Source organism: Amycolatopsis sp. NPDC101161 (assembly GCF_044768185.1).
Lineage (GTDB): Bacteria > Actinomycetota > Actinomycetes > Mycobacteriales > Pseudonocardiaceae > Amycolatopsis.
In genome coordinates, this window is record NZ_JBIWPI010000006.1 from 362,353 (window position 1) to 386,266 (window position 23,914).

Consider the following 23,914-nt stretch of genomic DNA (forward strand, 5'->3'; position numbering starts at 1 on the left):
GCATGCAGGAGCGGAACCCGGCGGAGAAGAACGGCTCCGGCCGCTGGTGGATCGTCGGGGTCGCCGGCGCCTTCGTGGTCGCGGCGCTCGTCGCCACCCTGCTCATCTTCACCGGAAAGGATGAACCCGCCGGTGCGAACGGCACCGCGACGCCGACCGCGGCCGCGGTCCAGCCCCAGCAGGACACCAGCCAGGCGCCCGCGAACCTCGCCCTCCCCGGCGGCGGCACCGCGAAGCTCGTCCAGGAAGACCTCGACGCGGCTGGCGAGCTCAAGATCCCCGAAGGCCTCGACGAAGCCGCCTGGTGGGGGGCGAAACTCGGTGCCGACCACGGCGTCGCCCTCCTCTCCGGGCACGTCAACTGGAAGGGCAAGAAGGGCCCGTTCGACGAGCTTTGGCAGGTCAAGCCGGGCCAGGAGGTCAAACTGACCGACGCCGCCGGCGGGGCGTGGGTCTACCGCGTCGACGCGACCGAGACCATCCACAAGTCGGAGCTCGCCGGGCGCTCGGAGCAGCTGTTCGACCCCGACGGCCCGCACAAGCTGCTCCTCGTCACCTGCGGTGGCGAGTACGTCGGCGGCAGCGAGGGCTACGAGGACAACCGGGTCGTCACGGCGTCGCTGGTGACCCGGCCCTAGCCTGCGCGAAAAGGGCTCGGCCCCGGCGGATACCCTGGACGTTCCAGTCCGATATCCGTCCCCGCATGCTTCCGGAGCGTGGAGTGCCCACGAACACCATCGATACCGTAGTCAGCCTGTGCAAGCGCCGTGGTTTCGTCTTCCCGAGCGGGGAGATCTACGGCGGTACCCGCTCGGCGTGGGACTACGGACCGCTCGGGGTCGAACTCAAGGACAACATCAAGCGCCAGTGGTGGAAGACCGTGGTCCAGGGCCGCGACGACGTCGTCGGCCTCGACTCCTCGGTCATCCTGCCGCGCCAGGTGTGGGTGGCTTCGGGGCACGTCAACGTGTTCACCGACCCGCTGATCGAGTGCCTTTCGTGCCACAAGCGGTTCCGTGCCGACCAGCTCGCCGAGGAGTACGAGGCGCGCAGCGGCAAGCAGACCTCCGAGGACGACCTGTCCGACGTGCCGTGCCCGAACTGCGGCACGCGCGGCGAGTACACCGCGCCGCGGGACTTCAACATGATGCTGAAGACCTACCTCGGCCCGGTGGAGTCCGAAGAGGGCCTGCACTACCTCCGCCCGGAGACCGCGCAGGGCATCTTCGTCAACTTCTCGAACGTCCAGACGACGTCGCGGATGAAGCCGCCGTTCGGCATCGGCCAGATCGGCAAGTCGTTCCGCAACGAGATCACGCCGGGCAACTTCATCTTCCGGACGCGCGAGTTCGAGCAGATGGAGATGGAGTTCTTCGTCGAGCCGGGCGAGGACGAGAGCTGGCACCAGTACTGGATCGACGAGCGCACGAAGTGGTACACCGACCTCGGCATCAAGGCCGAGAACCTGCGCCACTTCGAGCACCCGAAGGAAAAGCTCTCGCACTACGCGAAGCGCACCGTCGACATCGAGTACCGCTTCGCGTTCAACGCGGGCCAGGAGTGGGGTGAGCTCGAGGGCATCGCCAACCGCACCGACTTCGACCTGACCACGCACTCGAACCACTCGGGTCAGGACCTGTCGTACTTCGACCCGACGTCGAAGCAGCGGTACCGCCCGTTCGTCATCGAGCCGGCGGCCGGTGTCGGCCGGTCGATGATGGCGTTCCTGATCGACGCCTACTACGAGGAAGAGGTGCCGAACGCCAAGGGCGGCACCGACAAGCGCGTCGTGCTGAAGCTCGACCCGCGGCTGGCGCCGTTCAAGGCCGCGGTGCTGCCGCTGTCGCGCAACGCCGACCTCACGCCGAAGGCGAAGGCCGTCGCCGAGCTGCTGCGCAAGCACTGGAACGTCGACTTCGACGACGCCGGCTCGATCGGCAAGCGCTACCGCCGGCACGAGGAGATCGGCACGCCGTACTGCGTGACGGTCGACTTCGACAGCCTCGAGGACAACGCCGTCACGGTCCGCGACCGCGACACCATGGCACAGGAGCGCGTCGCGATCGACAAGCTGGAGGCGTACCTCGCCGGGCGCCTGATCGGCTGCTGATCCACCCCCGGCCCGGGTACCCCTGACACCTGTCACGGCCAGTTCGTGACGCACGGTCTGGGGACCCGGGCCGCCCGGGCGGCAGCCTGGGGGCATGCGAGAAACAGACACCCAGGCGGTGGCGGCGGGGGCCGCGGTCCACCTCACCGGCCTGCGCAAGCACTACGGCGACGTGCCCGCGGTCGACGGCGTCGACCTCACGATCGCCCCGGGCGAGGTGGTCGCCCTGCTCGGCCCGAACGGCGCCGGCAAGTCCACCACCGTCGACATGATCCTCGGCCTGACCAGGCCCGACAGCGGCGATGTCCGCGTGTTCGGGCGCAAGCCGATCGACGCGGTCCGCGCCGGCCTCATCGGCGCGATGCTGCAGGGCGGCGCCCTGATGGACGACCTGACCGTCGGGGAGACCGTCGGCATGGTCGCTGCGCTGCACCGCAAGCCGCTGCCGGTCGCCGAGGCGCTGCGCGCCGCCGGGATCGAGGAGCTGGCCGGCCGCCGCGCGAACAAGCTGTCCGGGGGCCAGAAGCAGCGCGTGCGCTTCGCCGTCGCCCTGGTCAGCGACCCCGACCTGCTGATCCTCGACGAGCCGACCGCCGCGATGGACGTCGGCACCCGGCGCGAGTTCTGGCAGTCGATGTACGCGTTCACCGAGTCCGGCCGCACGGTCCTGTTCGCCACGCACTACCTCGAAGAGGCCGAGGAGTTCGCCGACCGGGTGGTGCTGATGCGCCGCGGCCGGGTCGTCGCCGACGGGAGCGTCGCCGAGGTCCGCGCGCTGGCCGGCGGCCGCACGCTGCGGGCCGCCGTCCCGGGCGCCACCGACGCGGTCATCGCCGCGCTGCCCGGCGTCAAGGAGTTCGAGCTGCGCGGCGACCGCGTCGCGATCTCCACCGGCGACTCCGACGCCACGCTGTGGGCGCTCAAGGCCGCGGTGCCGGCCCTGCGCGACGTCGAGATCAGCGCCGTCGGCCTCGAAGGCGCCTTCCTGTCCCTGACCGCCGACGAGACCCCGGAGTCCGTGCGATGAACGCCACCTACCTGTTCACCGAGATCCGCCGGAACTTCCGGGCGCCGCGGTTCCTGGTCTTCGTCATCGCGTTCCCGGTGCTGATGTTCCTGTTGCAGGCCAGCGTCTTCGTCAAGGCGAGCGACCCGCAGCACGCCCAGTTCGCGGCGATCGTGATGATCAACATGATGACCTTCGGGACGTTCGCCGCGGCCAACACCAGCGGCGGCCGGCTCGCCCTGGAGCGGGCGCTCGGCTGGCAGCGGCAGCTGCGGCTGACCCCGCTGACCGGGTTCGGCTACCTCGGCGGCAAGGGGCTCTCGGGCATGCTCGTCGGGCTGCCCGCGCTGGTCCTCGTGCCTCTGCTGGCCGTGACGGTCGAGGGCGTGCACCTGGACGCGGCCGGCTGGGTCCGGATCCTCGTCGGGATCTTCCTCGGCACGCTCCCGCTGGTGCTGCTCGGCCTGCTGATCGGGCAGTTCGGCACGCCGGACTCGATGCAGCCGATCAGCATGATCGTCACCCTCGGCATGGGCTTCCTCGGCGGCCTGTGGATCCCGCTGGAGACGATGCCCGGCTGGATGCACGACCTCGCGCAGATCATGCCGACGTACTGGGTGCTGCAGGTCGCGCGACCGGTCGTGACCAGCGACATGGTGGTCTCGCTGCCGACGGCCGTCGGCGTGCTCGCGGCGTGGACGGTCGTGCTGGGAGCGCTCGTGATCAGGCGTTACCGTAAGGACAGCGCCCGCGTTTGAGGGCCGGAGAAGGGCGAGGAACGGCGATGGCGAAGTCCGAGAGGCACGCGTTCGGGCTGAACAACAAGGAAGCGTGGTGGGCCGACCCGCTGCCCGATCCGGAGAACAACGGCCCCGACCGGGTGCGCTGGCCGATCATGGGCGTGGTCTTCCTGCTGCCGTTCCTCATCCCGGTCACGAGGTCGCTGGCCGCGCGGCCCGAGGTCGACGCCGGAGTGGTGCTCATCGGCGTACTGGTCTACGTCTACGCGCTGTGCTACCTGCTGTTCCCGTTCGTCTTCCCCCGGACGCTGCGGGTGAAGCTGGGCTTCGGTGCCGGGATGAACCTGCTGGGGCTCGGCGTGGTCGCGGCGACCTCGGCGAGCCCGTTCATCCTGCTCTACGGCACGGCGGTGATGGTCTTCCTGACCCCGGCCGCGTGGGCGGTGATCGTCGACCTCGCGACGCTGCTGATCGGGGCGCTGCTGCTGGTGGCCGAGGGGAAGTTCCTGGACGACTACGGCGACCTGATCACCGTCGGCTCGGTGACGCTGGCGATGTTCTTCATGGCCAACCTCATCCGCGCGGTCCGGCGGCTGGAGGTGGCCAACAAGGAGATCGCCACGCTCGCCGTGACGAACGAACGCCAGCGCGTCGCCCGCGACCTGCACGACCTGCTCGGGCACAGCCTCACCACGATCACCGTCAAGGCGGGGCTGGCCCGGCGGGTGCTGGAGAGCGCCGGCGACATCCCGCGCGCGGTCGAGGAGATCCGCGAGGTGGAGAGTCTCACCCGCAGCGCGCTGTCCGACGTCCGCGCGACCGTGTCGGAGTACCGCGAGGTGTCGCTGCCGGCGGAGCTGGCCGGGGCGCGCGCGGCGCTGAGGGCCGCGGAGATCGACGCCGACCTGCCGCACGCCGTCGACAACGTCCGGCCGGAGTTCCAGACGACCTTCGGGTACGTGCTGCGCGAAGCCGTGACGAACGTGCTGCGCCACTCCGGCGCCAAGCTGGTCAAGGTGCGGCTGGGGGACACCTGGCTGGAGGTCGAGGACGACGGCACGGCCACCGGGGTCGTCCCGGGCAACGGCCTGCGCGGGCTCACCGAGCGGCTCGACGCGGTCGGGGGCACCTTGCGGGCTTCGGCCCGGCCCGGGGGAGGATTGCTGGTGCGGGCCGAGGTCCCGCTGCCGGAACCCCGCGCGGCGGCCCCGGCCGTGCGCGCCGAACCCGCGGGAGGACTCGCTTGATCCGGGTGTTGCTGGCCGACGACCAGGCCATGGTGCGCGGCGCGCTGGCCACCGTGCTCGGCCTCGAGAACGACATCGAGGTGGTCGGGCAGGTCGGCTCGGGTGACGAGGTGGTGGCTGCCGCGCTCGAGGCCAAGCCCGACGTCGCGCTGCTGGACGTGCAGATGCCGGGCAAGGACGGCCTCGAAGCGGCCGCCGACCTGCGGGCCGCGCTCCCGTCGTGCCGGGTGATCATCTGCACGACGTTCGGCCGTCCCGGCTACCTGGCCCGCGCGATGGCGGCCGGCGCGGCCGGGTTCGTCGTCAAGGACGCCCCGCCCGAGCAGCTCGTCGAGGCGGTCCGGCGAGTCCACAGTGGACTCCGGGTGGTGGACCCGGCGCTGGCCGCCGAGTCGCTGGCCACCGGCGCCAGCCCGCTCACCGCGCGCGAGCGGGACGTGTTGCGGGAAGCCGAAGACGGCAGCACGGTGGCCGACATCGCGCGCGCGGTGCACCTGTCCGAAGGGACGGTGCGCAACCACCTGTCCGCCGCGATCGGCAAGACCGGCGCCCGCACGCGGGCCGAAGCCGTCCGCGTCGCGGAGGAGCGCGGCTGGCTCTGAGCGGCGCGCGGCGTTCTGACAAGATGGGCCGGGTGGGTACCGCTGAACGCACGAAACCGACGTTCGCGAGCTGGGCGCGCCGGATCGCGTTCGGCACGGTCCTCATGCTGCTCGCGCTGGTCGGCGGCACGGCGTTCCGCGTCTGGCAGGTCGCGCGCGACAACGACCGGACGCCCGCCGACGTCATCGTGGTGCTGGGCGCGGCGCAGTACAACGGCAAGCCGTCGGACATCTACGCGGCGCGGCTGGTCAAGGCGAAGCAGCTCTACGACGCGGGCGTCGCGAAGACGATCGTCACCGCGGGCGGCAAGAAGGCCGAGGACAACTTCACCGAGGCGCGGGCCGGCCAGCTCTGGCTGACCCGGCACGGGGTGCCGGCCACCGCGACCCTGGCGGTCGGCGAGGGCAGCGACACGCTGCGCAGCCTCCGGGCCGTCGCGGAGCAGGTGCAGGGGCGCGGCTGGCACACGGCGGTGCTGGTCAGCGACCCGTGGCACTCGTTCCGGGCCCGCACGATGGCCGACGACCTGGGCCTGGACGCCTGGACCGCGCCGACGCACAGCGGGCCGATCGTGCAGGAACGCGTCACGCAGGTCCGCTACATCGTCCGCGAGACGGGCGCGCTGCTCTACTACCGGCTGACGAAGACCCCGGCCGACGACCTCTTCGCGACGTTCCTGGGCTGAGTTTTTTGTCGGACCCGCCGTTTAGGCTGGTCGGGTGGATTACACCGAGCACGACACCGCCCGCCTGCTGCCGGAGCCGGCGAAGGGCGCGGCGCTGCCCGGCACGCGCGCGGACGGGCGCAGCGCGTTCTCGCGCGACCGGGCGCGCGTGCTGCACTCCGCGGCGCTGCGGCGGCTCGCGGGCAAGACCCAGGTGGTCGGGCCGGGGGAGGGCGCCGAGGTCACCGGCGTCCCGCGCACGCGGCTGACGCACTCCCTGGAGGTCGCGCAGATCGGCCGCGGCATCGCCGACGAGCTGGGCGCGGACCCGGACCTGGCCGACACGGCGGGGCTGGCGCACGACATCGGGCACCCGCCGTTCGGGCACAACGGCGAGCGCGCGCTCGACGAGGTGGCGGCCGCGTGCGGCGGCTTCGAGGGCAACGCGCAGACGCTGCGGATCCTCACGCGGCTGGAGCCCAAGCTGTTGTCCGCCGAGGGTGACCCGGTCGGGCTCAACCTGACGCGCGCGTGCCTGGACGCGACCACGAAGTACCCGTGGCCGCGCAAGCCGGGGCAGGTGAAGTACGGCGTGTACGCCGACGACGTCCCGGTGTTCACGTGGTTCCGCTCCGGGGCGCCGGCGGAGCAGACGTGCCTGGAAGCGCAGATCATGGACTGGGCGGACGACGTCGCGTACTCGGTGCACGACGTCGAGGACGGGGTGCTGGCCGGCCGGATCAAGCTGCGCGTGCTGGCCCACCCGGACGAGCGCGCGGCGGTCGCCGAGGCGGCGGCGAAGCACTTCTCGGCCCAGTCGGTGTCCACTTTGGAGGATGCGGCGGCGGAACTGCTGGCGTTGCCGGTGGTGGCGGAGCTGGCATCGGCGGAACCGGACGGTTCACCGGGCGCGCAGGTGGCGTTGAAGAGGCTGACGAGCGAGCTGGTCGGCCGCTTCACGACGGCGGCGGTCACCGGGACGCGAGCGGAGTTCGGCGAGGGGCCGCTGGGCCGGTACCGGGCGCGGCTGTGCGTCCCGGACCAGGTGGCGGCGGAGGTGGCGCTGCTGAAGGCGCTGGCGTTGCGGTACGTGATGAGCGACCGCCGCCGGCTCGCGATGCAGGAGGGGCAGCGCGAGCTGCTGGTGGAGCTGGTCCACGCCCTGGCGCGACGGGCGCCGGAGTCGTTGGACCCGCTGTTCGTACCGGCCTGGGAGTCGGCGCGGGACGACGCCGGGTTGCTGCGGGTGGTGATCGACCAGGTCGCTTCGTTGACCGACGCGCAGGCTCACGCTTGGCATTCGTGGCACGTGACCCGCCACCACCGGTGATCCGCCGGATCGAGGTGGTTCTGGCACCCGGCTGTGCGATCACCCGTGGGGGATTTGTCACCCGTGGGCGGAGTTCCGCGTAGCCGCCCGGTGGGGTCGGCCGTTCCGGTACTCTCGCCCGCATGGCCACGGACAGCCACCTCCGGTTCGCCCTCGCCGTCCACCGGGCCCTCGGTGCCGAGGGCGGGAACCTCTGTTTCTCCCCCTACTCGGTGGCCAGTGCGCTGACCCTCGCCGCGCGGGCCGCGCGGGGCCGGACCCGGGATGAGCTAGTGGCCCTGGTCGGGGATCCCGGCGAACAGACCGCCCTCCTGCGCGAGGCCGCCGAACTCGTCGGAGAGAGCCGGGGCGAACAGGCCGAGCTCGCCGTCGCCAACACGCTGTGGGCCGACGACCGGCTGCCGCTCGAAGACTCCTTCAAGGCCGAGCTGGCCGAATGGCCCGGCGCCGCCGTGTCGAGCGCGCCCTTCGAGAAAGACCCCGAAGCCGCGCGCGCCCTGGTCAACGCCGATGTCGAACGCACCACGCGCGGGCTCATCCCGCAGCTGCTGCCGCCCGGGTCGATCGACCGCGACGTCGCCGCCGTGCTCGTCAACGCGCTCTACCTCAAGGCCGCCTGGAAGCTGCCGTTCCGCGAGGCGAACACCTCCGACGCGCCCTTCCACGCGCCGTCCGGCACGCGGGACGTGCCGACCATGTGGCTCGGCGAGCGCGTCGGCTACGCGCACGCCGCCGGCTGGCAGGCCGTGCAGCTGGTCGCGGCGGGCGGCCTGCAGGCCGTCGTGCTGCTGCCCGACGGTGACCTCGCCGACGCCGAAGCCGCCCTCGACCAGCCCACCTTGACGAGCCTGCTCGGCCGGATCAAGGCCAAGGCGGTCGAGCTCGCGCTGCCCAAGATCGCGCTCGACGTCCCCAGCTCGCTCACCGGCGTGCTGCGCGGGCTCGGCGTCCGCACGATGTTCACCGACGAGGCCGACCTGAGCGGGCTCTCCCCGGACCCGCGGCTCACCGTGTCCGAGGTGCTGCACCAGGCCGTGCTGCGGGTGGACGAACAAGGCTTCGAGGGGGCCGCGGCGACCGCGCTCACCATGCGCCTCACCTCGATGATCATCGACGAACCGGTCACCGTGACGGTCGACCGGCCGTTCCTGCTGCTGGTCCGGCACGCCGGCACCGGGGCCCTCCACTTCATCGCCAGGGTGGTCGAACCGTGAGCTTGAAGTCCGAAGCCGTCCCCGAACTCGTTCCGCCCGCACCCGAACCACCCGAAGGCCCGAAGCGCTGGGCGTGGCAGGACTCCGCCATCGCCGGCGGCTTCCTGCTCTTCACGATCCTGCTCTACAACGGGCTCTGGTTCGACCTCAAGCGCGGCTACCTCTGGAACGGCGCCTCCGACCAGAGCCAGTGGGAGTGGTACTCGACGGTCGTCGCGAAGTCCGTCCTGCACTTCCAGAACCCGTTCACCACGGACCTGCAGAACTACCCGCACGGCGTCAACATGGCGGCGAACGCGGCGATGTTCGGCCTCAACATCCCGCTCGCCCCGATCACGCTCACCTTCGGCGCCACGCTGACCTGGGCGATCGTGCTCACCGCCGGCCTCGCCGGCACCGCCACCGGCTGGTACTGGGTCTTCTCCCGCCACCTGGTGCCGAACCGGACGGCGGCCGCGATCGGCGGCGCCTTCTGCGGCTTCGCGCCGCCGATGATCTCGCACGGCAACGCGCACCCGAACTTCGTCGTGCTGTTCGTGCTCCCCTTCATCGCGCTCAAGACGATCCAGATCGCGCACGGCGAACGGCCGATCCGCAACGGCATCTGGCTCGGGCTGCTCGTCGCGTGGCAGATCCTCCTCGGCGAAGAACCGCTGATGATCTTCGCGCTGACGTTCCTGGTCTTCGCGATCGCCTACCTGATCCCGCACCGCGCCGAGATCCGCGGCATGCTGGCGCCGCTGGGCAAGGGGATCGGCGTCGGCGTGGTCGTCGCGCTGCTGGTCGCCGGGTTCCCGTTGTACTGGCAGTTCTTCGGCCCGCAGAGCTTCCACTCGCTGCTGCACGGTTCGGCGGGCAACGACACGGCGGCGTTCACCCGGTTCGCGACGCAGTCGATCGCCGGCTCGCCGGAGGCGGCCGCGGACGTGTCGATGAACCGCACCGAGGAGAACGCCTTCTTCGGCTGGCCGCTGATCGTCCTCATGGTGGTGCTGACGATCTGGCTGTGGCGCGACGTCGTTTCGCGCGCGCTGGCGATCACGATGTACGTGATGGCCCTCCTTTCGCTGGGCGTCGAAATCACGGTGGCGCACGACGACACCGGCGTCCCCGGCCCGTGGAAGTGGCTGGGGCAGCTGCCGCTGCTGGACTCCTTGCTCGAGTCCCGGCTCGCGATGGGCTGCATCCCGGTGGCCGGCGCGCTCCTGGCGATCGCGACGCACCGCGTGTGGACGGCGGCGTCCGAGCAACCGGAACCCCTCGACGGCAAGCAACGTTTCCCCCTGCGCATGGTGTGGATCGGCGCGGTGGTGGCGGTGCTGCTGCCCATCGCGCCGACGGAGCTGGTGACGCACGAACGCCCGCTGTCGCCGCCCTTCTTCGCCGACGGGATCTGGCGCCAGTACGTCGCCCCCGGCGGTTCGCTGGTGCCGGTCCCGCTGCCCAGCACCGGCGAGGCGGAACCGTTGCACTGGCAGGTCGACGCGGGCCTCGGCTACCCGATGCCGGAGGGCTACTTCGTCGGCCCGACCTCGCCGACCGACCGCCGCGGCCGCTACGGCGCGGTGCCCCTGCCGACGTCGGACCTGTTCGCCGAGGTGGAGAAGACCGGACAGGCCGCGGACGTCACCGAAGCCGACCGCACCCAGGCGCTGGCCGACCTGCGCGCCTGGAACGCCGACGTGCTCGTGGTCGGGCCGCGGCAGAACCAGGAAGCGTTGAAGTCCACTGTGGAGCTCCTCCTCCGGAAGCCGGCGGAGTTCGTCGGCGGGGTGTGGGTCTGGGACGTGCGCGCGCTGACGCCGTGATCACGCCTTCGCGGCGTCGAGCAGGATCGCGGTCAGCTCCTTCGGTTGCGAGAACATCGGCCAGTGGCCGGTGGTCATCTCGACCAGCTCCCACCGGTCGCTCTTCAGCAGCTCGACGACGTCGGGGCTGGGCGTTTCCCCGTCGAGCAGGCACTTGACGTAGGTCGCCGGGAGCTCGCCCAGCGGCCGCGCGAGCTCGGCCGGTTCGGTCAGCGACGCGGCCGGGTGCGGGGTCGAGCCCTCGACGATCCGGGCGATCTCGGCGTCCGAAAGTCCTTGACCGGCAAAGTCTTCCGCTGTCAGCGGTGGCCAGAAGCCGCGCTCGGTGAGCGCCGCGACCTGCGCCTCGGACCAGACGGACGTGAACGACTTCCCATCCGTGGGCACGTTCGAGTCGACGAACACCGCGCGCCTCAGCCGGTCGCCGATCCGCTCGGCCGCCTGCCCGGCGGGGATGCCGGAGTAGCTGTGCCCGACCACCACGACGTCCCGCAGGTCGCCTCGCGAGACGACGTCGACGATGTCCTGCACGTGCCTTCGCTGCCCTGAGGGCACTTCGCGGTTTTCGGCGACGCCGGACAACGTCACCGCGTGCGCGCCGTGACCCGCTTCGCGCAACCCCGGGACGACGTCGTCCCACGCCCACGAACCGAGCCAAGCTCCTGCCACCAGAACGAATTCGGCCATGCCCGGAAACCTAGTGGAGGGGTCCGACAATTTCGGTAGAGTCGGCGCCCGTGACCTCAGTGGACGACCAGGGGCGGACCGAGCCGCCCGTCGACGGCGACGAAGCCGCGATCCTGCTCGGCTTCCTCGACTTCCACCGCGACACGCTGGCGTGGAAGTGCGCCGGGCTCGGCGAAGCGGGCCTGCGCGCGACGCACCCACCGGCCACGCTGACGCTGGGCGGGCTGCTCAAGCACCTCGCGTACGTGGAGGACTACTGGTTCTCCTGCGTCCTGTTCGACCGCGAGCAGGCGCCACCGTGGAACACCGTCGACTGGCGCGAAAACCCGGACTGGGACTGGGATTCCGCGACCGAAGACACGCCGGAGCAGCTTCGCGCGCTCTGGGCGGACGCGGTCGCGCGGTCGCGCGAGCGGTACGCGGAAGCGCTGGCGAACGGCGATCTTTCCCAGCCCTCGAAGCACACGCGGCGCGACGGCACTTCGCCGAGCCTGCGCTGGATCCTGGTCCACATGATCGAGGAGTACAGCCGCCACAACGGCCACGCCGACCTCATCCGCGAGTCGATCGACAGCAGCACGGGGGAGTAGCTCACCCGCTCTTGGCGAGCGCGTCGGAGTCGATGCACAGCTCGCCGTCGCGCATGGCGAGCCCGAGGACGTGCGTTTCGGTGGTGTCCGGGCGGCCGTCGCGGTGGTGCAGCCGGATCCGCGCGGTCACCGTGCTGCCCTCGACCGCGGGCGTCCCGACGACCTCGGCGCCGCTGAACTTGCTCCAGAACTTCTCGTAGCTGTCCCGCGTCCGCAGCCGCAGGTTCGGGCCGATCAGCTCCCAGCCGGCGGCGGTGTCCGGCATCAGCCCGTAGTAGTGGACGACGAACCCGGCGAGATCACCCGGGGCCGGCCGGCTCGCACCGGCCGTCGTGACCTGGGAGGGCGCGGCCGGGGTGGTCGTGCGGACGGGCGCCGGAACCGGTGCGGCGAGCGGTGCCGACGTCGGCGTCCCGGCCGGGGTCCGCGCCAGCAGGGCGGGCAGGGCGATCAGCGTGCCCGCGCCGCCGAGCAGGAGGACCGTGACGATCGTGAGCGCGACCAGCAGCCCGGTCCGGCGCCGCGGGGCGGCCTCCGGTGCGACCCGGGTGAAGGCCTGGGTCGCCGGCGGTGTCACGAAGCCGCGCGGCGAGCCGAGGGCGGCTCTCGCGCCCGCCGCGAGCGCCGCGGCGGTGGGGTACCGGTCGTCCGGGCTTTTCGCCATGCCCCGGGCCACGACGCCGTCGAGTGCCGCGGGGAGGCCCGGGCGCAGCAGGCTCGGGCGCGGCGGCGTCTGGTTCAGGTGGGCGTGCAGGAGGGACGCGGCCGTCGTCGCCGCGAACGGTTTGGTGGCGGTCAGGCACTGGTGCAGCACGCACGCCAGGGCGTAGACGTCGACGCGCTGGTCGGGCCGGGCGCCGGTGAACCGCTCGGGGGCCATGTAGTCGAGCGTGCCGATGGCCGCGCCCGCGCCGGTCAGCCCGGTCGCCGACTCCTGCGACCGCGCGATCCCGAAGTCCACCAGGTAGGCGAACCCGGTGCCGGTCAGGAGGATGTTGGACGGCTTGACGTCCCGGTGCACCAGGCCTTCGGCGTGCGCGGCGGTGAGGGCCTGGGCGATCTGGCCGACGACGTCGACGGCTTCGGCGGCGTCCATCGGCCCGCGCGTGTTCAGCAGCGTCGCCAGGTCTTCGCCGTCGACGAGCTGCATGTCCAGGTAGAGCCGGCCGTCGATCTCCCCGAACGCGTGGATCGGCACGATGTGCGGCTCGCGCAGCCGGGCCGCCGCGTGGGCTTCGCGGCGGAAGCGTTCGCGGAACTCCTCGTCGGCGGCGAGGTGGGGCGGCAGCACCTTCAGCGCGACGACCCGGTCGAGCCGGGTGTCGCGGGCGCGCAGCACTTCGCCCATGCCACCGCGCGCGATCGGCCGTTCGATGCGGTACGGCCCGAATTCCGGGTTCACAGGGCTCCTTCGGAGGCGGACTACCCCCGAAGTCGCGGCGCCGCCGGTGGCGCGTTACGGGCCCGGCGAAATCAGCCGACGAAGAGGCAGAACGGGTGGCCCGCCGGATCCGCGTAGACGCGCAGCGGCTCTTCCGGGTCGTCCGCGTGGTCGGCCAGCAGCCGCGCGCCCAGGGAGATCGCTCGTTCGTGCTGCTCGTCCAGGTCGGTGCGCGTCTCGACCGTCAGGTCCAGGTGCAGCATCTGCGGCCGCGGGCCGTCCGGCCACGTCGGCGGCGGCAGCCATGGAACCCGCTGGAACGCCAGCCGCGCGGTACCCGACGCGTCGAGCAGGACCGCCCAGTCGTCCGGGTCGCCCGGGCGGATCGTGAACCCCAGCAGCCGCCGGTAGAACTCGGCCAGCGCCCGGGCGTCCGTCGCGTCGAGGACGACTTGGCGCAGCCGCGGCAGGCGGTCACCCACGCCGGTGCGCGATCTGGAAGACGTTGCCGAACGGGTCGCGGACCATCGCGCGGCGGTCGCCGTACGGCGTGTTCGCGGGTGGCTCGAGGCTCGTCGCGCCGCAGTCGAGGGCCCGGCGGTACGTCGCGTCCGCGTCGGCGACGTACACGTACAGGAACGCCGGGAACAGCTCGCGCTCGCCTTCGGCCGACACCATGACGAGCGAGTCTCCGATGTGGATCTCGGCGGGCCGCCCGCTTTCGACCTCGCCGGTGGCGCCGAACACCGAACGCAGGAACGCGACGGCGGCGACGAGGTCGCGCACCACCATCCGGGGGACCACCGTCTGGAGGCTCATACCCGCCCACCCAAGCCGGTTCCCCGGCTGATCACAAGTCCAGGCCCACCAGCTTCACCAGGAACCGGTCGACCTGCTCGACCGCCGGCGGCCACGGCAGGTCCGGCTCGTTGATCCGCTGGGCGAGCATGCCGTTGACGGCGGTCCGCAGGTCGATCGCGACGGTCGCGGCGTCGTCGGCCGGGGCCAGGCCCGCGTCCATGCACGCCTGGACCGCCTCGGTCGTGCGGGCGACCATGACCTCCTTGAACGGCATGCCGTGGCGCCGGTGGACCTTGCTTTCGTGCAGCACCTTGTAGAGCCCGGAGTGCGCGCGCGCCCACTCCGCCTGCGCCAGGATCCGGGCGCGGAGCGCGGCCGCCGGGTCCGGCGCTCGGGCCGCGGCCGCGTCGCCGGTGCCGACGAGGTCCTCGTGGCAGCGCTGCATGGCGGCCAGGACCAGCGCGTCGCGGTCGGGGAAGTGCAGGTAGACCGACGTCGCCGCGATCGACACCTCGCGAGCGACGGCGCGCAGCGAGAGCGCTTCGTCGTCGCCCAGCTCCTCGAGCATCCGCACGGCGGCCGTGACGATCTCGTCACGCAGCAGTTCGCCCTGGCCGCGGGCGTTGGGGCGACGGCGGGTTCCGGTCATGGTCGGTCCAGTGTAGCTGGACACCCATCGCGCTACAGGTGTAGCGTCAATTGCACTACAGCTGTAGCGCTACGAACGTTCACCACACTGAGGGAGCACGACCTTGACCACGACCGAAACGAGCCTCGACCGGCTCGCCGCGCTCGACCCGGCGTTCGCCCAGCTGGTCGGCGCCACCGCGAAGCACGTCCGGGCGATCCCGGAGCTGACCGACCGGGAGAAGACGTTCCTCTGCGTCACCGCCGACGTCTGCCAGGCGAGCCTGGGCCTGGCGTTCAGCGCCCACGTGCGGGCCGGGCTGGCCGCCGGAGTGTCCACTTCGGACGTCCGCGAGCTGCTGCGGTTCGTCTCGTACGACTGCGGCTACCACGCCGCGACGGCGGGGATCGAGCGGATCGCCGAGCTGGAAGGGGAACTGGGCATCGACCCGGTGCTGGCGGAACCCGAACCGGTGCCGGACGGACCCAGCCCGCTGCCGGAGGAGGTGCGGACGCGGCTGAACGAGCTGGACCCGCACTTCACCGGCTACTTCGACCTCCAGTCGCGGATGCGTGCCGGGCACGGGCCCGGCACGCTGAGCGAACGCGAGCGCGGCCTGGTCAGCCTGAGTGTCGACGTCCACTACCAGACCCTGGAGGACACGTTCCGCATCCACGTCGGGCGCGCGCTGCGCGGTGGCGCGTCGCCGGAAGACGTGCGCGCGGCCCTGCGGTTCAACGCCCAGTTCGGCGTCACGCGAGCCTGGCGCGCGTGGGAAGCGCTGAACGCGATTCTGAGCTAGCCGAGGACTTCGTCCGCGAGCCGCGTCAGATATCCCGCGAAGCGGTCGCGATCCGCCGCGTCCCAGTGGCCCACCAGCGCCTCGAACGCCTGACGCTGGTGGGCCTGCGAAGCCGCGAGGAACTCCTTCGCGGCTTCGGTGAGCGTCAGCACCGCGCGGCGGGCGTCGCGGGACGACGTCGAGCGCACGACGAACCCGTCGCGCACCGCTTCGGCGACCATCCGGCTGGCCACCGACCGGTCGATGCCCAGCTGACGGGCCACGTCGGCGACCGTCACCTCGTCGCCCGACGTGCCGTCGACCGCCTGGATGACGAAAAGGTTCGGCACCGTCCACGCCGGCGGGGCGTCCGCGGCGAAGCGCTCGACGACGTCCGGGGCCCACTGGCGTGCCCAATGTCGGACCAGGCGGAACAGCGCGGGGCCACCAGTGGAGCTTGATGCGTGCATAAGGCACGTTATAACGTGTGCTTTATGCACGCATCTCGGAACCTCGCGTTCGCCGGCCTGCTGCTCGGCATGGCCATGGCCCAGCTCGACGGCCTGATCGTCACCGCGGCCCTGCCATCGATCGGCGCCGACCTGCACGCCCGCACCGGGCTCGTCGCCGTGACCGCCGCCGGCCTGCTCACCCTCACCGTCGCGACGCCGCTGCACGGCCGGCTCGGCGACCTCTACGGCCGCCGGATCTCCTTCGCCGGCTCGGTCCTCGTGTTCGCCGCGGCTTCGGCGTGGTGCGCCACCGCGCCCGACCTCGGCTCGCTGGTCGCCGCCCGCGCGCTGCAGGGGCTGGGCGGCAGTGGCCTGATCGTCACGGCGATGAGCGCGCTCGGCGAGCTGTTCGAGCGTGACGAGCTGCTGCGCCGCCAGGGCTGGCAGACGGCGGTGTTCGCGGCCGCCACCCTCGGCGGCCCGCCGCTGGGCGGGCTGCTCGCCGCGGGGCCGGGCTGGCGGTGGATCTTCCTGGTCAACCTGCCGTTGTGCGTGCCCGCGCTGGTGCTGGGCCTGCGCGGCCTGCCTGCGAAACCCCGTCGTACCACCGAAAAGTTCGACGTCGGAAGCAGCTTCCTGCTCGTGACCGCCGGGGCGGCGGTCGTCGCGCTCGGGACCGTCGACGCGCACGCGCACAGTCCACTGTGGACGTCGGTGCTGGCCGGCACCGCGGTGGTGACGGGGTTCCTGTTCGCGCGCCGGCAGCGCCGGGCGAAGAGCCCGTTGATCTCGCCGAAGGTGTTCGCGGACGCCGTCCTGGCGCGCGCGGTGGTGGTCAACGGCCTGGCCGGCGCCGCGCTCTACGGCACCTTCACCTACGTCGCGCTCGTCGCGGCGTTGGACGCGGACGCGGCCGGGACGGGGTTGCTGCTGGTCGCGATGACCGCCGGGCAGCTCGTGCTGTCCGCCTCCTTCGCCGCGCTCGCCCGCCGGCACCCGGACCTGCCCGCGTGGGGCCGGTTCGGCTGCGTCCTCGGCACGGCCGGCCTCGCCGGGATCGCCGTCGCGGCCGCGTTGGGCGGCAGTCCGTGGCTCCTCGCGCCGGGCCTGTTCGCGATCGGCGCGGCCTTCGCGGCCTGCACGTCCGCCTACACCGTCCTCGGCCAGACGCGGGCCCGGCGCGACCTGCTGGGCGTCACCCTCGGGTCGCTGACCTTCGCCCGGCAGGCCGGCGGGCTGGCCGGGGCCGCGGTGCTCGGCTGGCTCGCGCTGGCCACGACCGGCGGGCTCGGCGCCGCCGGGCTCACCGTCGTGTTCGCCGCCGCGGCCGTGCTCATGCTGGCGGCCTGCGTCACCGCGCCCGCTGTCACGTCTTCCGACGCGGTCTCGTCCCCGTCGTGACCGCGAACGAAGGAGAACGCGATGCCTCGCATCCCCGCGAAGAAGACGTCCGAAGTCGGCCTCGTGCTCAAGCTGATGTACCGGTTCGCGGGCCGGCGGTACGGCGCCGTGCCCGAGCCGATGGCCGTCGCCGCCCACCACCCGGCCCTGCTCCGCACCTACGCGGTGCACGAAACGCTGGCCGGGCGCGCGTCGAAGAAGGTGCCCGCGAACGTGCGCGAGCTCGCCGTCTACCGCGTCGCCACCCGGATCGGCTGCTCGTGGTGCGTCGACTTCGGCACCATGCTGCAGAAGCACGACGGCCTCGACATCGAGCGGCTGAAGAAGATCGACGACTACGCGACCTCGCCCGCGTTCAGCCACCAGGAACGGCTCGCGATCGCCTACGCCGACGCCATGTCGGGCGACCGGGTCACGGTCACCGACGAGCAGGTCGCCGAGCTCGAGCGCGAGTTCGGCCAGGCCGGCGTCGTCGAGCTGACCTACCAGATCGCGCTGGAGAACTCGCGCGCCCGGATGAACAGCGCGCTCGGCATCGTCGACCAGGGCTTCACCTCGGGCGACGCCTGCCGCGTCCCGCTCCCGTAGGACCCCGGGGATCGGACCCCGGGTGGACGCGCCGCCGGGGTCCGCCGCGGGACCGTTCCGGGCATGCACCTCGTCGCCAGTGAACGGATCAAGCTCTTCAGCATCGCCACGCCCTGGGTGTGCGGCGTCTTCGCGCTCGTCGCGCTGGCGTTCCCGGCCGCGCTCACGGCGCTCACCGCCACCGAGTCCGGGCTGCCGCCCACCGTCGCGAGCACTCAGTTCGGCTACCAGCTCGCGCTGGTCGCCGTGCTGGTGCTGGGCGCGCTCGCGGTGACGAGCGAGTACCACTCCGGCACGATCCACGGCACCTTCCAGGCCGTGCCGAGCCGGACGCCGGTGCTGCTGGCCAAGGCCGCGCTCGTCGCCGGGTACGCGTTCGGGATCGGCGAAGCGGCCGCGTTCGCGGCCTGGCTGGTCGCGCGGGTGCTCGCCCCGGACGCCGACCTGGCCCTGGACAGCGTCGCGGACTGGCGGATCGTCGCCGGCACCGGTCCGGTGTTCGCGCTGGCCGCGGTCGGCGGGGTAGGCGTCGGCCTGCTCCTGCGCCACACCGCCGGGGCGGTCGCCGTGCTCGTGGCCTACCCGCTGATGGCGGAGAACGTCGTCCAGCTGATCCCGCGGGCCGGGCACGTGATCCACCGGTGGCTGCCGCTGAACGCCGTCACGAAGTTCCTCAGCGGTTCCGGCGAGGCGAACGCGGGCCGGGACGGCGGCAACGCCGCGGTGCTGTCCGACTCGCCGCTGCCCCCGGCCTGGGCCTTGGCCTACTTCGGCGCCTTCGCCGCGCTTCTGCTGGCGGGCGGGATCACGCGGGCTCGTCGCCGGGACGCGTGATCCGGGCCAGCTTGTCCGGGTTGACCACGTCGTAGATCGCCACGATCTTCCCGTCGCGGACGGTCATCGCCTGCACGTGCTCGTCGAGGGCGAAGAAGCCGTCCTGGCCCGGCTGCGGAGCGAGGTACACCCCGAGATCGCCGTTGACGAGCACGGGCCGGCCGCCGGTGAGCACCCCGGGCGGGTACTTGCCCGTGAGGCCCACGAGGAACCGGACGATCTTGTCCGCGCCGACGATGAGCTGGCGCGTGGTCCGGCCCTTGCCGTTGGAGTCGCCGACGAGCACGACGTCCGGGGCCAGCAGCTCGGTCATCGCCCGGATGTCCCCGGCCTGCAGCGCGACGACGAACTTCTCGAGGATCTTCGCCTGGTCCTCCAGCGGCACGCGCGGCGCCGGGTCGGCGTCGGCGAGGGCCTTGCGGCCGCGGGACGCGTGCTGGCGTGCGGCGTCGACCGAGATGCCGAGCGCGTCGGCGATCTCCGCGAACGGCACCGAGAAGGCGTCGTGCAGCACGAAGGAGACGCGCTGCTCCGGGGTCAGCTTGTCCAGCACGACGAGCGCGGCCATCCGCAGCCCGTCGTCGCGCACGGCGACGTCGAGCGGGTCCTCGCTCACCGGCCGGCCGAACGGCGTGACGACGGGCTCGGGCAGCCAGTTGCCGACGTACTTCTCGCGCTGGGCCGCGGCCGACTTGAGCCGGTCGAGGCAGATCCGCCCGACGACGGTGGTGAGCCAGCCCCGCAGGTCCCGGATCGCCGCGCGGCCGGCGTCGTCGAGCCCGGCCAGCCGAAGCCAGGACTCCTGGACGGCGTCCTCGGCGTCGGCGCGCGTGCCGGTCAGCCGGTAGGCGACCCCGATGAGGTGACCGCGGTGCTCGGCGAACCGCGTGGCCAGCGTGTCCTGGGCGGTGGGCGTGGAGACCATGCCCCGAGTGTGCCGGATGAGGTCGCATCTTGTAGCCGATTCGCTTCTCGATCGGACCTTTGGCGCCGCGGCGTCCGGTGAACCTTCCGGCTAGTGCTTCGCACGGCGGGCGCACCAGCACCCGCCGTGGCACTGGGTGTCGATCGGACAGTCACACTGCTGCCGGCCCCTGGCCGTGGCCACGCCTTGACGTGGCGGAACGCGCGTCGCGGGGCTCTGGCGCGTCCGAACGCGGACGATGCCCGCGCTCGGCGGGTGACGTCAACCTCGAACCCGACGATTCGTGCGAGGTCCGATTCCCCCGCCGGATGAGGTCCAATCTATGGTGGTATCCGTGGCAGGACGGATTCGGGAGAGCGACATCGCGGAGGTGCGCGAGCGGAACCGGATCGACGAGGTCGTCGGGGAGTACGTGGCGCTGCGCCGCGCCGGTGGGGGCAGCCTGAAGGGCCTCTGCCCGTTCCACAACGAGAAGACCCCGTCGTTCAACGTCCGCCCGACGCACGGCACCTTCCACTGCTTCGGCTGTGGCGAGGGCGGCGACGTGATCAAGTTCGTCCAGAAGATCGACCTGATCACGTTCGTGGAGGCCGTCGAGCGGCTGGCCGACCGGGTCGGCATCCGGCTCACCTACGAGGGCGGCGGCGCGACGATCCAGCGCGACCGCGGCAGCCGCAGCCGGCTGATCGAGGCGCACCGCGCCGCGCAGGAGTTCTACGCCGAGCAGCTGCTGACCGACGAGGCGCGCACGGCGCGGGACTTCCTGTCCGAGCGCGGGTTCGACGCCGCCGCGGCGAAGACGTTCGGCTGCGGGTACGCGCCGGGCGGCTGGGACAAGCTGACGAAGTTCCTGCTCAACCGCGGCTTCGAGGTCAAGGAGCTGCTCACCGCGGGGCTGTCCAAGGAGGGCCAGCGCGGCCCGATGGACCGCTTCCACCGGCGCCTGGTCTGGCCGATCCGCGACGTCGGCAACGAGGTCGTCGGCTTCGGCGCGCGGCGGCTGTTCGACGACGACCGGATCTCTGCGAAGTACCTCAACACCGCCGAGTCGCCGATCTACAAGAAGTCCCAGGTCATGTTCGGCCTCGACCTGGCCAAGCGCGAGATCGCGAAGCGGCACCAGGTCGTCGTGGTCGAGGGCTACACCGACGTGATGGCGATGCACGCGGCGGGCGTGCCGACGGCGGTCGCGTCGTCGGGCACGGCGTTCGGCGAAGACCACATGAAGGTGCTTCGCCGGCTGATGATGGACGACGACGCCTTCCGCGGCGAAGTGATCTTCACCTTCGACGGTGACGAAGCCGGCCAGAAGGCCGCGTTGAAGGCCTTCGAGGGCGACCAGACGTTCGCCGGCCAGACGTACATCGCGGTCGCGCCGGACGGCATGGACCCGTGCGAGCTGCGCCTGGCCAAGGGCGACAGCGCGGTGAAGGACCTGGTCGCGCGGCGCACCCCGCTGTTCGAGTTCGTCATCCGCAGCACGCTCAAGAACTACGACCTCGACTCGGTCGACGGCCAGGTCGCGGCGCTGCAGAAGACCGTGCCGATGGTGGCGTCGATCAAGGACCGCGCGGCCCGCGACGGCTACGCGTCGAAGCTCGCCTGGTGGGTGGGCTGGCAGGACGTCGCCCAGGTGGTCAACCGGGTCCGCGGCAGCGCGGGCGCGACCGACAAGCGCGGGGGCGCGCCGCTGCGCCAGCCCGCGCGTGCCCAGGCCGCCCCGGCCGCGCCGACGCAGGACGTGGCCCGTCCGGCGCCGAAGGACCCGCGGTTCGCCGTCCAGCGCGAGGCGCTGAAGGCGGCGCTGCAGCAGCCGGCGATCGCCGGGCCGGAGTACGACGCGCTGCCGCTGGAGGCGTTCACGCACCCGGTGTACGTGGCCGTCCACGAGGCGGTCTTGAAGGCGGGCGGCGCGGGTTCGGGCCTGACCGGCCCGGCGCTGCTCGACGCGGCGGCCCCGCACTGTCCGGAAGGGACGGTCCGGCGCGTGCTGTCCGAGCTGGCCGTGGAACCGTTGCAGGCCAAGGACGAAGTCGACTCGCGGTACATCTCCTCGATCCTCGCGCGGCTCCAGGAGGGGCTCGTCGGACGGCAGATCGCGGAGATCAAGGGCAAGCTGCAGCGGCTGTCGCCGGTCGAAGCGCCGGACGACTACCGCGCGCTGTTCGGCGACCTCGTCGCGCTGGAGCAGTACAAGAAGTCGCTGGGCGAGCAGGCGGCCGCCAGCACGTGGAGCTGAGATGAGCTGGTTGCGCCGGTTGCTGGGCGACCGCACCCCGCCGGGCTTCGCGGGGTCGTTGGAGCCGGGCGAAGACGTCGTCGACAGCGCCCCGGTCGAGGGCGGCGGGCACCTGGTGGTGACGCAGCTCGGGCTGTGGGTGCCGTCCGATGACGGGGCGCGCCGCGTCGGCTGGCACCTCGTCGGCAAGGCGGCCTGGGCGGACGGCGTCTTCACGCTGACGGAGTCGTCCGAGGTGGGGACGGCGGGTTCGGCGGTCGTGCTGGCCGACCTCCCGCCGGTGCGGTTCCGGTTGCCGGCGCCGGGCAAGCTGCCGCGCGAGGCCTACCAGCGCGTCGAGGGCTCGATCCGCTCGCGGCACCGGCAGGAGATCGGGTCCGGGGGAGCGTGGTTCGTGCAGCGCAAGGTGCCCGGCCGCGACGGCAGCGTCCTGCAGGTCCGGCCCGACCCGGGCACCGACGTCGAGCTGGTGACGTCCATCGCCGAGCAGGTCGCCGCGAAGCTGGTCAAGCCCGCCGAGTAGCAGTACGCTCGTACTCAGTACAGGCGTACTGTTTACTGGGAGGCTGTCGTGTGGGATCCGGACAAGTACCTCGACTACGCCGACCTGCGGGCCCGGCCGTTCTACGACCTCATCTCCCGCATCGGCGCTTCCGCCCCGCGACGCGTCGTGGACCTGGGGTGCGGTCCGGGCAATCTGACCGTCTCGCTGCGAGAGCGGTGGCCTTCGGCGGTGCTGGAATGCAGTGATAGTTCACCCGAAATGGTGACGGCCGCGCGCGCTCGCGGACTCGACGCGTCGCTGCTCGACGTCCGTGACTGGGAGCCGGCGCCGGACACCGACGTCGTCGTGTCGAACGCCGTCCTGCAGTGGGTGCCGGACCACGCTGCGTTGCTCCGCCGGTGGGTGTCCGCGCTGCCGTCGGGCGCGTATGTGGCGGTGCAGGTGCCGGGCAACTTCAACGCGCCGTCCCACGCGCTGACGCGCCAGCTAGCGGCGTCCCCGGCCTGGTCGTCCCGGCTGGCCGAGGTCGTCCTGCGCGAGGACGACGCGGTGTCGAGCCCGCTGGAGTACGCGAACCTCCTGGCCGACGCGGGCTGCGGCGTCGACGCCTGGGAGACGACGTACGTGCAGCCGCTGCGCGGGCCGTCGCCGGTGCTGGAGTGGATCGCGGGCACGGCGCTGCGGCCCATCCGGGCGGCCTTGCCGGACGCGGAGTGGGAGCAGTTCCGCGCCGAGCTGGCCCCACTGCTGGCCACGGCGTACCCGACCCGCCCCGACGGCACGACGTGGTTCGAGTTCCGCAGGGTGTTCTTCGTGGCTACCGTTTGACCTTCTCGCTGATCTTGGCCCGCGCGACCCCGGCGGCACCTTGGACCATGGGGTGGTCGACGACCCGGCGGTAGGTGCGCACGAGCTGCTCGTACCGCCCCCGGCCTGCCTTGGCGCCCAGCACGTACCCCAGGCCTGCCCCCAGCAGGAACTTCTTCATCCGCGTCCACGCCTTCCATCCGTAGGTCGTCCGACTGTCCATTGTCCAGGAAAACGGCCGCGAGGGGGTGGTTGCGCCAAGTGGGGGGTGGGTGCGGAGGGTGTGCGGGCATGGGCTAAAGTTCTTCTCGTCGGACGGAGACGGACGACACCGGAAGTGAGCGACATTCCCCTGTAGCTCAACTGGCAGAGCATTCGGCTGTTAACCGGAGGGTTCTTGGTTCGAGTCCAAGCGGGGGAGCAGAGGCCCAGGTCATCGACCTGGGCCTTCTTTGCGTCCGCGGTCTGGGCGACTCGGCGCCGATTTTGACGATCGCCCAGTGATCGGTCGTCGTCCTGATGCGCTGCGTGACTGCTGGCTACGGCTTGCCCGGCCGACGTCGACGCCGCGGC

General features: G+C 72.1%; 26 protein-coding genes and 1 tRNA gene. 19 read left to right on the plus strand and 8 right to left on the minus strand.

Annotated elements, in window-relative coordinates:
- Window positions 1-2: 2 nt before the first annotated feature.
- The 10 genes from ACIRSS_RS40255 (at window position 3) to ACIRSS_RS40300 (ending at window position 10,722) form a co-directional block, all read left to right on the plus strand.
- Window positions 3-638 (plus strand): class F sortase, encoded by a 636-nt coding sequence (locus ACIRSS_RS40255; RefSeq protein ID WP_400904643.1) that lies wholly within the window; start codon window positions 3-5, stop codon window positions 636-638.
- 83 nt (window positions 639-721) lie between these two features.
- Window positions 722-2,110, plus strand: coding sequence for a glycine--tRNA ligase (locus ACIRSS_RS40260; RefSeq protein ID WP_400904644.1), 1,389 nt, complete (start codon window positions 722-724; stop codon window positions 2,108-2,110).
- Window positions 2,111-2,204: 94 nt separating this feature from the next.
- The gene (locus ACIRSS_RS40265) at window positions 2,205-3,137 is read left to right on the plus strand and encodes an ABC transporter ATP-binding protein (protein WP_400904646.1); all 933 of its coding nucleotides are present in this window, start codon (window positions 2,205-2,207) and stop codon (window positions 3,135-3,137) included.
- Window positions 3,134-3,874: an ABC transporter permease gene (locus ACIRSS_RS40270; RefSeq protein WP_400904647.1), complete on the plus strand. Its 741-nt coding sequence runs from the start codon at window positions 3,134-3,136 to the stop codon at window positions 3,872-3,874. Before ACIRSS_RS40265 ends, ACIRSS_RS40270 begins: the two co-directional genes overlap by 4 nt.
- Before the next feature lie 26 nt (window positions 3,875-3,900).
- A complete protein-coding gene (locus ACIRSS_RS40275; RefSeq protein ID WP_400904649.1) occupies window positions 3,901-5,103 on the plus strand; it encodes a sensor histidine kinase in 1,203 nt (400 codons plus the stop codon).
- The gene (locus ACIRSS_RS40280; protein WP_400904651.1) at window positions 5,100-5,705 is read left to right on the plus strand and encodes a DNA-binding response regulator; all 606 of its coding nucleotides are present in this window, start codon (window positions 5,100-5,102) and stop codon (window positions 5,703-5,705) included. Before ACIRSS_RS40275 ends, ACIRSS_RS40280 begins: the two co-directional genes overlap by 4 nt.
- 32 nt (window positions 5,706-5,737) lie before the next feature.
- Window positions 5,738-6,391, plus strand: coding sequence for a YdcF family protein (locus tag ACIRSS_RS40285; protein ID WP_400904653.1), 654 nt, complete (start codon window positions 5,738-5,740; stop codon window positions 6,389-6,391).
- Window positions 6,392-6,425: 34 nt separating this feature from the next.
- A complete protein-coding gene (locus ACIRSS_RS40290; protein WP_400904655.1) occupies window positions 6,426-7,700 on the plus strand; it encodes a deoxyguanosinetriphosphate triphosphohydrolase in 1,275 nt (424 codons plus the stop codon).
- A gap of 122 nt (window positions 7,701-7,822) precedes the next feature.
- Complete coding sequence (locus ACIRSS_RS40295; protein WP_400904656.1) at window positions 7,823-8,914, plus strand: serpin family protein; 1,092 nt, start codon at window positions 7,823-7,825, stop codon at window positions 8,912-8,914.
- A complete protein-coding gene (locus ACIRSS_RS40300) occupies window positions 8,911-10,722 on the plus strand; it encodes a glycosyl transferase (RefSeq protein ID WP_400904658.1) in 1,812 nt (603 codons plus the stop codon). The genes ACIRSS_RS40295 and ACIRSS_RS40300 overlap by 4 nt, the downstream gene beginning before the upstream one ends.
- Here ACIRSS_RS40300 and ACIRSS_RS40305 read toward each other — a convergent pair whose 3' ends face one another.
- On the minus strand, window positions 10,723-11,409 hold the full coding sequence (locus ACIRSS_RS40305; protein WP_400904660.1) for an alpha/beta fold hydrolase: 687 nt from the start codon (window positions 11,407-11,409) through the stop codon (window positions 10,723-10,725).
- Between the two features lie 50 nt (window positions 11,410-11,459).
- Between ACIRSS_RS40305 and ACIRSS_RS40310 the strand changes: the two genes are divergently transcribed.
- Window positions 11,460-11,999, plus strand: a complete 540-nt coding sequence (locus ACIRSS_RS40310) for a DinB family protein (RefSeq protein ID WP_400904661.1) — start codon at window positions 11,460-11,462, stop codon at window positions 11,997-11,999.
- A gap of 1 nt (window position 12,000) precedes the next feature.
- On the opposite strand, the gene ACIRSS_RS40315 is transcribed toward ACIRSS_RS40310, so the two are convergent.
- From ACIRSS_RS40315 to ACIRSS_RS40330, 4 genes are all read right to left on the minus strand, one after another.
- The gene (locus ACIRSS_RS40315; protein WP_400904663.1) at window positions 12,001-13,401 is read right to left on the minus strand and encodes a serine/threonine-protein kinase; all 1,401 of its coding nucleotides are present in this window, start codon (window positions 13,399-13,401) and stop codon (window positions 12,001-12,003) included.
- Window positions 13,402-13,472: 71 nt separating this feature from the next.
- Entirely contained in the window at window positions 13,473-13,862 is a 390-nt protein-coding gene (locus tag ACIRSS_RS40320) for a VOC family protein (protein ID WP_400904664.1), read from the minus strand.
- The gene (locus ACIRSS_RS40325) at window positions 13,855-14,199 is read right to left on the minus strand and encodes a VOC family protein (protein ID WP_400904666.1); all 345 of its coding nucleotides are present in this window, start codon (window positions 14,197-14,199) and stop codon (window positions 13,855-13,857) included. The genes ACIRSS_RS40320 and ACIRSS_RS40325 overlap by 8 nt, the downstream gene beginning before the upstream one ends.
- A 31-nt stretch (window positions 14,200-14,230) precedes the next feature.
- Window positions 14,231-14,830, minus strand: a complete 600-nt coding sequence (locus ACIRSS_RS40330; protein ID WP_400904668.1) for a TetR/AcrR family transcriptional regulator — start codon at window positions 14,828-14,830, stop codon at window positions 14,231-14,233.
- A gap of 103 nt (window positions 14,831-14,933) precedes the next feature.
- Here ACIRSS_RS40330 and ACIRSS_RS40335 point away from each other — a divergent pair, with 103 nt between their 5' ends.
- Entirely contained in the window at window positions 14,934-15,611 is a 678-nt protein-coding gene (locus tag ACIRSS_RS40335; protein WP_400904670.1) for a carboxymuconolactone decarboxylase family protein, read from the plus strand.
- Here the strand turns inward: ACIRSS_RS40335 and ACIRSS_RS40340 are convergent.
- On the minus strand, window positions 15,608-16,060 hold the full coding sequence (locus ACIRSS_RS40340; protein ID WP_400904672.1) for a MarR family winged helix-turn-helix transcriptional regulator: 453 nt from the start codon (window positions 16,058-16,060) through the stop codon (window positions 15,608-15,610). The genes ACIRSS_RS40335 and ACIRSS_RS40340 overlap by 4 nt on opposite strands.
- Before the next feature lie 24 nt (window positions 16,061-16,084).
- Here ACIRSS_RS40340 and ACIRSS_RS40345 point away from each other — a divergent pair, with 24 nt between their 5' ends.
- From ACIRSS_RS40345 to ACIRSS_RS40355, 3 genes are all read left to right on the plus strand, one after another.
- Window positions 16,085-17,443 (plus strand): MFS transporter, encoded by a 1,359-nt coding sequence (locus tag ACIRSS_RS40345; protein ID WP_400904674.1) that lies wholly within the window; start codon window positions 16,085-16,087, stop codon window positions 17,441-17,443.
- A 21-nt stretch (window positions 17,444-17,464) separates the two neighbouring features.
- A complete protein-coding gene (locus ACIRSS_RS40350; protein WP_400904675.1) occupies window positions 17,465-18,031 on the plus strand; it encodes a carboxymuconolactone decarboxylase family protein in 567 nt (188 codons plus the stop codon).
- A gap of 63 nt (window positions 18,032-18,094) precedes the next feature.
- Window positions 18,095-18,865, plus strand: a complete 771-nt coding sequence (locus ACIRSS_RS40355) for a hypothetical protein (RefSeq protein ID WP_400904676.1) — start codon at window positions 18,095-18,097, stop codon at window positions 18,863-18,865.
- On the opposite strand, the gene ACIRSS_RS40360 is transcribed toward ACIRSS_RS40355, so the two are convergent.
- Window positions 18,837-19,790, minus strand: coding sequence for a sigma-70 family RNA polymerase sigma factor (locus ACIRSS_RS40360; RefSeq protein WP_400904678.1), 954 nt, complete (start codon window positions 19,788-19,790; stop codon window positions 18,837-18,839). The genes ACIRSS_RS40355 and ACIRSS_RS40360 overlap by 29 nt on opposite strands.
- 322 nt (window positions 19,791-20,112) lie before the next feature.
- Between ACIRSS_RS40360 and dnaG the strand changes: the two genes are divergently transcribed.
- The 3 genes from dnaG to ACIRSS_RS40375 are packed head-to-tail and all read left to right on the plus strand — an operon-like array spanning window position 20,113 to window position 23,362.
- Entirely contained in the window at window positions 20,113-22,029 is a 1,917-nt protein-coding gene (dnaG, locus tag ACIRSS_RS40365; RefSeq protein ID WP_400904679.1) for a DNA primase, read from the plus strand.
- A gap of 1 nt (window position 22,030) precedes the next feature.
- A complete protein-coding gene (locus ACIRSS_RS40370) occupies window positions 22,031-22,552 on the plus strand; it encodes a hypothetical protein (protein WP_400904681.1) in 522 nt (173 codons plus the stop codon).
- Window positions 22,553-22,600: 48 nt separating this feature from the next.
- Window positions 22,601-23,362 carry a trans-aconitate 2-methyltransferase gene (locus tag ACIRSS_RS40375; RefSeq protein ID WP_400904684.1) on the plus strand — a complete coding sequence of 254 codons (762 nt, stop codon included), beginning with the start codon at window positions 22,601-22,603 and terminating at the stop codon, window positions 23,360-23,362.
- On the opposite strand, the gene ACIRSS_RS40380 is transcribed toward ACIRSS_RS40375, so the two are convergent.
- Window positions 23,352-23,564, minus strand: coding sequence for a hypothetical protein (locus ACIRSS_RS40380; protein ID WP_400905934.1), 213 nt, complete (start codon window positions 23,562-23,564; stop codon window positions 23,352-23,354). The genes ACIRSS_RS40375 and ACIRSS_RS40380 overlap by 11 nt on opposite strands.
- 125 nt (window positions 23,565-23,689) lie before the next feature.
- On the opposite strand from ACIRSS_RS40380, the gene ACIRSS_RS40385 reads away from it, so the two are divergent.
- Window positions 23,690-23,762: transfer RNA gene (locus tag ACIRSS_RS40385), tRNA-Asn, on the plus strand.
- Window positions 23,763-23,914: the final 152 nt, after the last annotated feature.

Bases quoted from the DNA above. Each gene is read 5' to 3' on its own strand.
- dnaG (WP_400904679.1), top strand. From the start codon at position 20,113: ATGGTGGTATCCGTGGCAGGACGGATTCGGGAGAGCGACATCGCGGAG.
- ACIRSS_RS40265 (WP_400904646.1), top strand. From the start codon at position 2,205: ATGCGAGAAACAGACACCCAGGCGGTGGCGGCGGGGGCCGCGGTCCAC.
- ACIRSS_RS40345 (WP_400904674.1), top strand. From the start codon at position 16,085: ATGCACGCATCTCGGAACCTCGCGTTCGCCGGCCTGCTGCTCGGCATG.
- ACIRSS_RS40355 (WP_400904676.1), top strand. From the start codon at position 18,095: ATGCACCTCGTCGCCAGTGAACGGATCAAGCTCTTCAGCATCGCCACG.
- ACIRSS_RS40370 (WP_400904681.1), top strand. From the start codon at position 22,031: ATGAGCTGGTTGCGCCGGTTGCTGGGCGACCGCACCCCGCCGGGCTTC.
- ACIRSS_RS40340 (WP_400904672.1), bottom strand. From the start codon at position 16,060: ATGCACGCATCAAGCTCCACTGGTGGCCCCGCGCTGTTCCGCCTGGTC.
- ACIRSS_RS40270 (WP_400904647.1), top strand. From the start codon at position 3,134: ATGAACGCCACCTACCTGTTCACCGAGATCCGCCGGAACTTCCGGGCG.
- ACIRSS_RS40350 (WP_400904675.1), top strand. From the start codon at position 17,465: ATGCCTCGCATCCCCGCGAAGAAGACGTCCGAAGTCGGCCTCGTGCTC.
- ACIRSS_RS40295 (WP_400904656.1), top strand. From the start codon at position 7,823: ATGGCCACGGACAGCCACCTCCGGTTCGCCCTCGCCGTCCACCGGGCC.
- ACIRSS_RS40325 (WP_400904666.1), bottom strand. From the start codon at position 14,199: ATGAGCCTCCAGACGGTGGTCCCCCGGATGGTGGTGCGCGACCTCGTC.
- ACIRSS_RS40305 (WP_400904660.1), bottom strand. From the start codon at position 11,409: ATGGCCGAATTCGTTCTGGTGGCAGGAGCTTGGCTCGGTTCGTGGGCG.
- ACIRSS_RS40360 (WP_400904678.1), bottom strand. From the start codon at position 19,790: ATGGTCTCCACGCCCACCGCCCAGGACACGCTGGCCACGCGGTTCGCC.
- ACIRSS_RS40330 (WP_400904668.1), bottom strand. From the start codon at position 14,830: ATGACCGGAACCCGCCGTCGCCCCAACGCCCGCGGCCAGGGCGAACTG.
- ACIRSS_RS40275 (WP_400904649.1), top strand. From the start codon at position 3,901: ATGGCGAAGTCCGAGAGGCACGCGTTCGGGCTGAACAACAAGGAAGCG.
- ACIRSS_RS40380 (WP_400905934.1), bottom strand. From the start codon at position 23,564: ATGGACAGTCGGACGACCTACGGATGGAAGGCGTGGACGCGGATGAAG.
- ACIRSS_RS40255 (WP_400904643.1), top strand. From the start codon at position 3: ATGCAGGAGCGGAACCCGGCGGAGAAGAACGGCTCCGGCCGCTGGTGG.